At 66.0% G+C, this 10394-nt stretch carries 7 protein-coding genes and 1 pseudogene; 6 read left to right on the plus strand and 2 right to left on the minus strand.

From position 1 onward, the window contains the following. Positions 1 to 1000, plus strand: a pseudogene (locus G3N93_RS25790) (excinuclease ABC subunit A); the annotation flags it as partial. A gap of 228 nt (positions 1001 to 1228) precedes the next feature. Here G3N93_RS25790 and G3N93_RS25795 read toward each other — a convergent pair. Continuing rightward, entirely contained in the window at positions 1229 to 2611 is a 1383-nt protein-coding gene (locus G3N93_RS25795) for an MFS transporter (protein ID WP_241026699.1), read from the minus strand. A gap of 974 nt (positions 2612 to 3585) precedes the next feature. On the opposite strand from G3N93_RS25795, the gene G3N93_RS25800 reads away from it, so the two are divergent. The 5 genes from G3N93_RS25800 to G3N93_RS25820 all read left to right on the plus strand — a co-directional run bounded on the left by G3N93_RS25800 (position 3586) and on the right by G3N93_RS25820 (position 9080). Then, a complete protein-coding gene (locus G3N93_RS25800; RefSeq protein WP_174929203.1) occupies positions 3586 to 3873 on the plus strand; it encodes a DUF1330 domain-containing protein in 288 nt (95 codons plus the stop codon). Between the two features lie 452 nt (positions 3874 to 4325). Then, a complete protein-coding gene (locus tag G3N93_RS25805) occupies positions 4326 to 4838 on the plus strand; it encodes a heme-binding protein (protein ID WP_241026700.1) in 513 nt (170 codons plus the stop codon). Between the two features lie 483 nt (positions 4839 to 5321). Further along, complete coding sequence (locus G3N93_RS25810; protein ID WP_241011867.1) at positions 5322 to 5912, plus strand: sorbitol dehydrogenase family protein; 591 nt, start codon at positions 5322 to 5324, stop codon at positions 5910 to 5912. Between the two features lie 5 nt (positions 5913 to 5917). Then, a complete protein-coding gene (locus G3N93_RS25815) occupies positions 5918 to 7570 on the plus strand; it encodes a GMC family oxidoreductase (RefSeq protein ID WP_206134243.1) in 1653 nt (550 codons plus the stop codon). Positions 7571 to 7574: 4 nt separating this feature from the next. Beyond that, on the plus strand, positions 7575 to 9080 hold the full coding sequence (locus G3N93_RS25820; protein WP_206134244.1) for a cytochrome c: 1506 nt from the start codon (positions 7575 to 7577) through the stop codon (positions 9078 to 9080). Positions 9081 to 9361: 281 nt separating this feature from the next. Here G3N93_RS25820 and G3N93_RS42275 read toward each other — a convergent pair whose 3' ends face one another. Further along, positions 9362 to 10255, minus strand: a complete 894-nt coding sequence (locus G3N93_RS42275; protein ID WP_307873431.1) for a GMC oxidoreductase — start codon at positions 10253 to 10255, stop codon at positions 9362 to 9364. Between the last annotated feature and the right edge of the window lie 139 nt (positions 10256 to 10394).

Here is a 10394-nt window from a genome sequence, read left to right on the forward strand (position 1 = left end):
CGCACGCAAGGCCGCGCAGCAGGACGCGCCGGCCACCAACCGCCGTTCGAGCGTGCTCGCGCGCAGCGCACCGCGGCCGTCGCTGAACGTCACGCATGCGTGGCAGGGCTGCGAGTCGCTGAGCGGCTGGGAGCAGATCGATCGCGTGCTGGAAGTCGACCAGACGCCGATCGGCAAGACGCCGCGCTCGTGTCCGGCCACCTATATCGGCGTGTGGGACACGATCCGCAAGCTGTTCGCCGATACGTTGGAAGCGCGGGCGCGCGGCTACACGGCGTCGCGTTTCTCGTTCAATACCGGCGACGGGCGCTGCCCCGCATGCGAAGGGCAAGGCGTGCGCACGATCGGGATGAGCTTCCTGCCCGACGTGAAGGTGCCGTGCGACGTGTGCCACGGGCAGCGTTTCAACCCGGAGACGCTCGCCGTCACGTGGCGCGGCCGGAACATCGGCGACGTGCTGACGATGGAGATCGACGAGGCGGTGGAGTTCTTCGCGCCGATCTCGAACATCGCGCATCCGCTGCAGCTGATGAAGGATGTCGGGCTTGGCTACCTGACGCTCGGCCAGCCGTCGCCGACGCTGTCCGGCGGCGAGGCGCAGCGCATCAAGCTCGTCACCGAGCTGACGAAGGTGCGCGACGACATCACGCGGCGCGGCCAGAAGGCGCCGCACACGCTGTACGTGCTCGACGAACCGACGGTCGGCCTGCACATGGCCGACGTCGCGAAGCTGATTCGCGTGCTGCACCGGCTCGTCGATGCGGGGCACAGCGTCGTCGTGATCGAGCATGACCTCGACGTGATCGCGGAAGCCGACTGGATCATCGATCTCGGTCCGGAAGGCGGCGTGGGCGGCGGCACGATCGTCGCGGCGGCGCCGCCCGAAGCGCTCGTGCAGGTGAGCGCAAGCCACACCGGGCAGGCGCTCAAGCCGGTGCTGGCCCGAACGGGTACGGACCAAGGGGAAGCCGAGCGCGAGGGCGAAGCGCGGGTAGGGTGAGCGTGACGCTTCGACTCGACGGCCACGGTGCCGGGCGATGATTTCCCCCAGCTGGCTTGCAAGCGGCTGGGGGTACACCGCGATCCGGCCCATGCACCCCTCGTTGAGGGGTGTTTTCTTTTGGGGCTGTGGTCGACGCCAAATATCGCCGCCGTGATCACGGGGCGCGCAAAGCCTCCCCGGCCGGCAGGTCGACTCGACGATCGACCTGACCGGCATCCCACACCATCAGCCAGCGTTCGCGCCGCGCTCCTCCGCCAGCAACCGGCGATAGTGCGGCAGCGATGTGAACAGCAGCCACGCGGCCAGCGCTGCTGCGATCGTGCAGACGATGCCGATCGACTGGCCGACCATCTTCGGGTTGCCGAACACGCGATCGGTGACGAGCGCAATCAACGTCGGGCCGAGCCCGAAGCCGATCAGCTGCGCGAAGAACGAGTAGAGCGCGCCGACCAGGCCGCGCATGCGGCTCGGTGCGACGAGCTGCAGCGACGCGGCCATGCACGCAGTCGGCAGCGTGAAGAAAAAGACGGTGACGGCGGCCGCGACCAGCGTGCCGATCGCGCCCGGCGCAAACGGAATGCTCGCGCAGCTGACCATCATCGGAATCATCGCGAACGCGGCGGTGCGCAGCGACGCATCTTCGTAGCCGCGCCGCTCGAACCAGCGCACGACCCACGGCCCGGCCAGCGCGCCGGCCGTGCCGCAGCAGACCACCAGCGCGCCGAAGCGGAAGCCGACCAGCGCCGCCGGCATCCCGTGCGCACGGATCAGGGTGGTCGGCAGCCACGCCGGCATGCCGAGCACGACGATCGCGAGCGTGCCGACGCCGAACAGGATCCGCGCGTAGAACCCGCGCCGCGCCCACAGAAACGCGACCGAATCGCGGGTCGAATACTGCCGTTCGTCGGTGCTGCCGCTGATGACCTTGCTGCGTACCGGCTCGCGCACCGTCAGCCACACCAGCAACGCGAACAGGATGCCCGGCAACCCGATCAGCACGAATGCGAGCTGCCAGGTTTCGAACCCGGCGAGCATCGGGAATTGCTGATGGACGTCACGCGCGAACGAGATGACGAGGCCGCCGGCGACGAGCGAGAGGCCGCCGCCGAGCATCGGGCCGAGGATGAAGACGCTCATCGCGCGCGGCATCTGTTTCGCCGAAAAGCAGTCGGCGATCATCGACAACGCAATCGGAAACACGCACGCTTCGCTGGCGCCGACGCCAAAGCGCGCGAGGAACAAACCCTGGAACGTCGTGGCCTTGCCGCACAGGGCAGTGAAGATGCACCACAGGCAGATGCCGACCAGCAGAATGTTGCGCCGGTTGGTCACGTCGACGAGCCGGCCGAACAGCGGCGATGCGATCAGGTACGCGGAAATGAACGCGACGCCCTGGACGAGGCTGAGCTGGGTGTCGGAGATGGCGAGCGAATGGCGGATCGGGTCGACGAGCAGGTTGAGAAGCTGGCGGTCGATATAGGCGAGCGAATACGCGAACGTGAGCATGACCAGGATGTACCACGACCGGAGGCTGTCCTGCCCGGTCTGGACGGAGGTTCGTCCTGCTAGCGCTTCGTTCAGGCCGCCGACGGGCGGGGTGTCATTCATGGCATTCCTCATCATTTCTCCAATACGGTCGTTCGGTTGCTGTGGAAATCGTTCGACGAAACCGTCGCCGCGCACGACGCGGGCGTCGCTGAATCGCGTCGATCAGGCGCCTGCACGGTTGCACGGCGTGTCGCCGCCCGGTCGGGGCGGCTGGCCGCGAGATGCGTCAGCGCTCTTTTATCAAACTATCGTTAGGTAGTTTGGCGGGATCGAAAGTGAAGTGCCATGAGTGTTATCCATTAAGCGCGGCTGGCATGGCCCGGGGGCGTGTGGCAACGGGCTTGTCCCGCAAGCGTGGCGTGGAGGGAAACCCGGCTGGAGATGATCGGTGTCGGTACGCGAACGGTCGGGCCACGCCGAGTCAAACGGAAAGCCTGCGCTCGGCTCTGACCGAATGGAGAGGGCGGTCTTTATCGGCCAATCACACCATTTGCGAGGTAAACGGTTCGGCCGGGATCGCGGATAAATCGATGGCGATCGCGTTGCGCCAATCTGAAGATCGGGAAAACGTTTCGAAGTACGGAATGTCGAAGAATGGAACGCACGCTGGATAGCGACGCGGCGAACTGCCGCCAGCACTCGGCCGCAGCCTCCCGATCCAGATCTGGAGAAGCACGATGACCGACGAGGTATTGCTCGATTCGAGTCGCTTGCCGGAAGGTTTCGACGAACTCGAATCGTTTCCCGATCGCTGGAATGCGACGACGTCGCACGAGCGATGAATCAACCGTGCGGCCAGGCCGAATGCGGAGGTCGTGATGTTCTACGACGAGATGCCCGCGCGTGTGAAGGATGCGACCGTCCATCTCGAGCGGTTTCCGCCCGACAACATCCATTGTTAATCCAGCTCGAAAACACAGTTGGAATCGCGGGGGATACGAGAAAGCGCGCCCGATGGTTACGATGAATGCCGTTCCCCGACGGACGATCGCCGGATCGTCCCATCATTCTCGAACCGCTACAGGAGTGCAATCTTGGCGACCTATATCGTATTCACGCGCGAAAGCACGCACGATCAGCAGGAACTCGACCGCTACCAGGACCAGGTTGGCGCGACGCTCGCCGGCCACCCGTTGAAGGTGCTGGCCGCGTATGGCCCGCAGGAAACGCTCGAGGGCGACGGCCCGGAAGGGGTGGTGATCGTCGAGTTTCCGTCCAGGGACGCCGCGCACGCGTGGTATGACAGCCCGGCATACCAGGCTGTCGTTCAGCATCGCTTCAAGGGCGCACGCTATCGCGCCGTGCTGGTCGAAGGCGTCTGACCGGGCCGGCGGGGCGGCTCAACGACCGCCGTTACGGCCACGCCATCGACGTGACCGTATCCGTGCATTCGATTTCCTCGTAGTCGTCGTCGATGAAATTCCATGCATGGAAACAGGCGGTCGAAAGTCGGGCTGACGATGGATCGCGCCCGGGGTCTCGGGCGCACGGCTGCTCACGGTCGGATAGTATCCGGGACTGTCGCAATCAAAAAACGTCGTTGCACACGTTCCTGCTGTTTCCCGGAATCACCTCCACCGCGGCTGTCTTGCGCGGCTGGCGTCATATTCCAACCTCCATCCCGTGCCTGCGTCATGACCTGACGCTCAACTGCCATGCCCAATGGAGGCGCGTGCAATGGCCGTACTGACGACGCGTCAAGTTTGCGTCACCAGCAAGATCAACCGTTCGCCGGGCAAATCAGCCTCATCGAGCCTTTATGGAGCCGTCTCTCATGTTTTCGAAGCCATCCCGACTCTTCATCGTGGCAGCCGCATTTTTCACGGCCCATGCGGCCGCACAATCTCCGGCGCCCGCATCGATTCCCGAACAACTCCCGTATGACATCCCCTACGGTGCGCCCATTACGTTGGCACAGGCGCGCACGGCCATTGCGGCAGCCGAAGCAGAAGCGCGACGCCGCAACTGGAAATACGCGATCGTCGTCGTCGACAGCGGCGGGAATCTGGTCTCGTGCGACAAGATGGATGGAACGCAACTCGCCTCCACCGAAATTGCGGAAGCCAAGGCGCGGGCGTCGGTGCGCTTCCGCCGACAGACCAAGGATATGCAGAACGCGATCAACAACGGGGCGACCGGCAACCTCAGCATCCCGGGCATTCTCGCCGGAGAGGGCGGCATCCCGATCGTGGTTGGCGGGCAGCTGATCGGCGCGATTGGGACCAGTGGTGGCGCGGGGGTGCAGGATAGCGTGATCGCGGCCGTGGGCGCGGCGGCCATCCGGTAAAGCGCGGCGCAACAGGCAAGCTGTCCGGGGGATGATTATTCTTTCAAATAAATAATGAAAACCTGACGTTTTTATTTCATCGGGTTTTGCGTGTATCCGGAACCGACCAAGGTCCGGCGGATTTGTCCCGTTTCACAAGGGATGGGTGACTCGACCCGGTCGCGAAAATACGCGATTCGAGCGATATCGCTACACTCCCCCCCTGCGATGACAATTTGAACCGGTTACTCCATTCAAAAATGGAACCGGTTCCATAATCCTGTCCCGGATTATGTGCAGTTTGAGCCGTTAAAAATTTGCGTCGCATGGCGTGTGCAATACTTGGTTCAGCCGGTCATGGTCGTTTCCCGGTGCTTTCGGACGGGTTGTGCACAAGTCGTGGGGGAGGCATTCCGTCGTTTCGGCGCGGAGCGACTCCCGTCGCGGAATATTTGGAAGCAAGAAAGCCTGCGAGCAACCGCTCGCCAAAAAGACGAAAACGACATGTCCCCATACGATCATGAAACGCGCGTCGTCGCGCGCGCCGGCATTACCCGGAGAGCGGCCCTGAAAGTGATGGCGGCAGCCCTGACGCAGGTCGGGCTGTTCACTGCCGCACCCGGCCTTGCATTCGCGCAGCAGCCGTCGCTCGACGCCAAGACCTTTCTCGCGCTGTCGAGCGCCCTGACAGGCCACGCGAATCTCGACCCGATGACGGCCAGGCGGCTCGTCGACGCGTTCCATCGCACCGACGCCGGTTTTGCCGCGCGTGCGGCCGCGCTGGCGCAACGCGTTCGCGCCGGGCAGACCCCGGCCCAGCTGCTGGCCGATGCCGACAGCGCCGGCCTTCACGACACCGCACTCGCGATCGTCGCCGCGTGGTACACGGGCACCGTCGGTCATGGCCAGAAGGCCGTGATGGTGACCTATGCCGATGCGCTGATGTACGACACCGTCCACGACGGGATGAGCGCGCCGACCTATTGCTCGAACGGCCCGCTGTGGTGGACCGCCGAACCGCCGCCGGCCGATGTCGCGCCGCCGCGCAAGATGGTGGCGCCAGCCACGTCACAGCACCCGCAAAAGCACGCCTGAATCTCATGAAAACTCCTGTATTTGAATCGAACGGCGACGTGTCGGCCGACGTCGTGATCGTGGGATCCGGCGTGGTGGGCGGCTTGATCGCGGACCAGCTGGTCAGCCAGGGCCATTCGGTGCTGATCCTCGAATCGGGCCTGCGCATCGAGCGTGCGCAGGCGGTCGAGAACTGGCGCAACATGCCTTTCGACAATCGCGTCGGGTCCGACTTCCAGGGGCTCTACCCGCAGGCGCCGAATGCGCCGGCCCCGCTGTATTTTCCGAAGAACAACTACGTCGGCCTGAGCGGCCCGGACGGCCAGAGCTTCCAGCAGGGCTACCTGCGCACGGTCGGCGGCACGACCTGGCACTGGGCCGCCTCGAGCTGGCGGCACCTGCCGGTCGATTTCCGGATGCAGTCGACGTATGGCGTCGGCCGCGACTGGCCGATTTCCTATGACGATCTCGAGCCGTATTACTGCCGTGCGGAAGAAGAGATGGGCGTGGCCGGACCGAGCGACCCGGCGATGCAGTCGCCGTCGCAACGCAGCCGCCCGTATCCGATGGACATGGTGCCGTGGGGGCATGGCGACCGGCGCTTCGCCGAAATCGTCAACGCGCACGGCTACCGGTCGATCCCGATTCCGCAGGCGCGCAGCACGCGGCCGTGGCATGGCCGCCCGACCTGCTGCGGCAACAACAACTGCCAGCCGATCTGCCCGATCGGCGCCATGTACAGCGGCATCCATCACATCGAGCGCGCGGAGCGCAAGGGCGCGAAGGTGCTCGCCGAATCGGTCGTCTACAAGATCGACACCGACGCGAACAATCGCGTGACGGCCGTGCACTGGTACGACGCGTCGCACAAGTCGCACAAGGCCAGCGGCAAGCGGTTCGTGCTCGCCTGCAACGGCATCGAGACCCCGCGCCTGCTGCTTCTGGCCGCGAACGAGCGCAATCCGCACGGCATCGCGAACGGCTCGGACCAGGTCGGCTGCAACATGATGGATCACTCGGGCTTCCACTGCACGTTCCTCGCGAACGAGCCGATGTGGCTCGGCCGCGGTCCTGCGCAGAGCAGCTGTATCGTCGGTCCGCGCGACGGCGATTTCCGCGGGCAGTATTCGGCGAACAAGATGATCCTGAACAACATCTCGCGCGTCGGGCCGGCGACGCAGCAGGCGCTGAAGCTCGGCCTGGTCGGCGAGGCGCTCGACGAGGAAATCCGGCGGCGCGCGATCTACGGCGTGGACCTGTCGATCAGTCTCGAACCGCTGCCCGACCCGAACAACCGCCTGACGCTCAGCAAGACGCGCGTCGATCCGCTCGGCCTCGCCTGCCCGGACATCCACTACGACGTCGGCGACTACGTGCGGCGCGGCTACGACGCGGCGTGCAAGCAGCTGTCGCACATCGGCACGCTGTTCGACGCGGTCGAATTCGACATCACGAAGACGCTGAACGCGAACAATCACATCATGGGCGGCACCATCATGGGCGCGGATCCGAAGAACTCGGTCGTCGACGGCGACTGCCGCGCGCACGACCATGCGAACCTGTGGCTGCCGGGCGGTGGCGCGATGCCGTCGGCGTCCGTCGTCAACACGACGCTGTCGATGGCGGCCCTTGGCCTGAAGGCCGCGGATTCGATTTCCGCGAGCCTCGCGAAGGGTTGATGCGATGACACATACGATTCAACGACACCGTCGCGCGCGGCGCGGCACCGCGTATCGCACGGCCATCGCGGCCGGCCTGCTCGCGCTCGTCGGCAGCGCATCCGCGTTCGCGCAGGATGCACCGGCCGGCACGGCTTCGACGTCGGCCGACGCCGCGCTGGTCGCAAAGGGCCATCAGCTCGCGATCGCGGCGGACTGCATGGCGTGCCATACGGCGCTCGACGGCGGCAAGCCGTTCGCGGGCGGGTACGGCATCGCGTCGCCGATGGGGCAGATCTATTCGAGCAACATCACGCCGTCGAAGACGGCCGGCATCGGCAACTACACCGAGGTGCAGTTCGCCCGTGCGCTGCGCGAAGGCGTGCGCGCGGATGGCGCGTACCTGTATCCGGCGATGCCCTATACGTCGTACAGCGGCCTCAGCGACGACGACGTGCACGCGCTTTACAGTTACTTCATGCATGCGGTGAAGCCGGTCGACGAAGCCGCGCCCGCCACGAGCCTGCCGTTCCCGTTCGGCATGCGCATGGCGATGTCGGGATGGAACATGCTGTTCCTGTCGAACAAGCGTTTCGAAGCGGATCCGGCCCACGATGCGCAGTGGAATCGCGGCGCGTACCTGACCAACGTGCTGGCGCACTGCAGCGCGTGCCACACGCCGCGCAACGCACTGATGGCCGAGGACTTCGGCCGCAACCTGGGCGGCGCGCAGCTCGGCGCGTGGTACGCGCCGAACATCACGTCGGATCCGGTGAGCGGCATCGGCGCGTGGAGCGACGCCGAGCTGGTGTCGTACCTGAAGACCGGCCGCGCACCCGGCAAGAACCAGGCGGCCGGCCCGATGGCGGAGGCCGTGCAGAACAGCCTGCAGTATCTGTCGGACGCGGACCTGAAATCGATCGTCTCGTATCTGCGCAGCACGAAGCCGATTCGCGACGAAAGCGAATCGGCGCCGGCATTCTCGTACGGGCGCGCGGTCAGCAGCGAAGCGACGTTGCGCGGCGCGTCCCCGCTGAACGCGAACGGTACGCTGACGACGGGCGCAGCGCTGTTCAGCGGCTACTGCGCGAGTTGTCACCAGGCGAACGGCAAGGGCAGCCCGAGCCAGGCGTATCCGTCGCTGTCGAACAACACCGCCACGGGCTCGCGCAATCCGTCGAACCTGATTGCGGCGATCCTGTACGGCGTCGATCGCGAGGCGGGCGGCGAGCACGTGCTGATGCCGTCTTTTGGCGAGGACTCCTATGTCCAGCCGCTCAAGGACGACCAGGTCGCTGCCATCGCGAACTACGTGCTCGCGCAGTACGGCAATCCGGACGTGACCGTCACCGCAGGCGACGTTGCCGTCGCGCGCAGCGGCGGCCCCGTTCCGCTGCTCGTGCGGGTCCGGCCGCTGATCCTGCCGGGCGCGGCGCTTGTCGTGCTGATCGCGGTGCTGGGCGTCGCGTTCTGGTGGCGTCGCCGCCAACGCGTTCCGCTTGCCGATCCGCCGCGCGGCAAGGTCGGCTGATTCAGCGGACTGCCGCATCGATGCGGCACGGAAGCAGGCATCGATCCGTCAGCGCAAGCCGGCGCGTATCGAGCCTGCTTCCGCATTTCAGGTCAAACCGGCTCGACGTCCCGGCAATGGCCTGGGCATGACGATTTCGCGTCCCGTGGGCGCGCTCATTCAAGCGTGGACGTGCGGCGTGCGACCCTGTCCGCAGGGAACCGGCACCGCACGCACCACCGCATCAGCCGCCAATCTCACGTGTACCCGATTCGGGCGCCACGCATCCGTCGGCTGACGCGTCACACCCTGGCCGTCGCTTTCGCGTCCTGTACCAGCATGTCGGCGGCCTTCTCGCCGATCATGATGGTGGCCGCGTTGGTTGCGCCCGAGATCGGCGACGGCATGACCGACGCATCGGCCACCCGCAGGCCCTGCACGCCGCGCACGCGCAGCCGCGCATCGACCACGGCCATCGGGTCGCTGTCGGGCCCCATGCGCGCGGTGCCGTTGTGGTGATAGACGGTGCCGCCGCGCTGGCGTGCGAACGCGAGAATCTCGTCGTCGGTGCGCACGTCGTTGCCGGGGAACATTTCGTCGACGTAGTACGGGGCGAACGGCCGGGCCTGCAAGACGGCGCGCGCCATCTTCACCACGGCCACCATCGCGCGCTGGTCCGATTCGTCGGTCAGGTAGTTGGGCTGCACCTCGGGCAGTTCGTCGATGCTGGCCGAACGCGCCTTGACCCAGCCGCGACTGTCGGGACGCTGCTTGTGGCCGCCGAGCGTCATGCCCGGATAGTGATCGAGCAGGCCGGGCAGCCCTTCCTGATAGCTGCCCGGCGTGAACGACACCTGCAGGTCGGGCCGCGACAACGCGGGTGCGGAGCGAAAGAAAAAGCGCATCGGCACGGGGCCCATGCTCAGGATGCTGGGCCGGCCGAGGAAGTACTTCGCGATCTCGCCGGCCAGCGGCAGGCCGCGGCCGCGTTCGTTGAGGGTGGCGACGTCCTTGACCCGGACGGCCACGCGCAGGTTGAAGTGATCGACCAGGTTGGCGCCGACGCCGGGCAGGTCGACGCGTGTCTGCACGCCGATGGCGCGCAGATGCGCGCTGTCGCCGATGCCGGAGATCTGCAGCAGCCGTGGCGTGTTCAGCGCGCCGGCGGCGACGATGACTTCGCGGTTCGCGCGCACTTCGCGCTCGGGGGCGCCGGCGCCGCCCGCGCGGACCGGCCTGCGTCAGTGTGCGGGGGACACACGCCAAAACATACAGGAATGCGAATCAAATAGCGCAGGCGTATGGATTGCGCTTACGTTCGTCGATACCGGGAGT

The organism is Burkholderia sp. Se-20378 (assembly GCF_017104665.1).
Classification (GTDB): Bacteria; Pseudomonadota; Gammaproteobacteria; order Burkholderiales; family Burkholderiaceae; genus Burkholderia; species Burkholderia lata.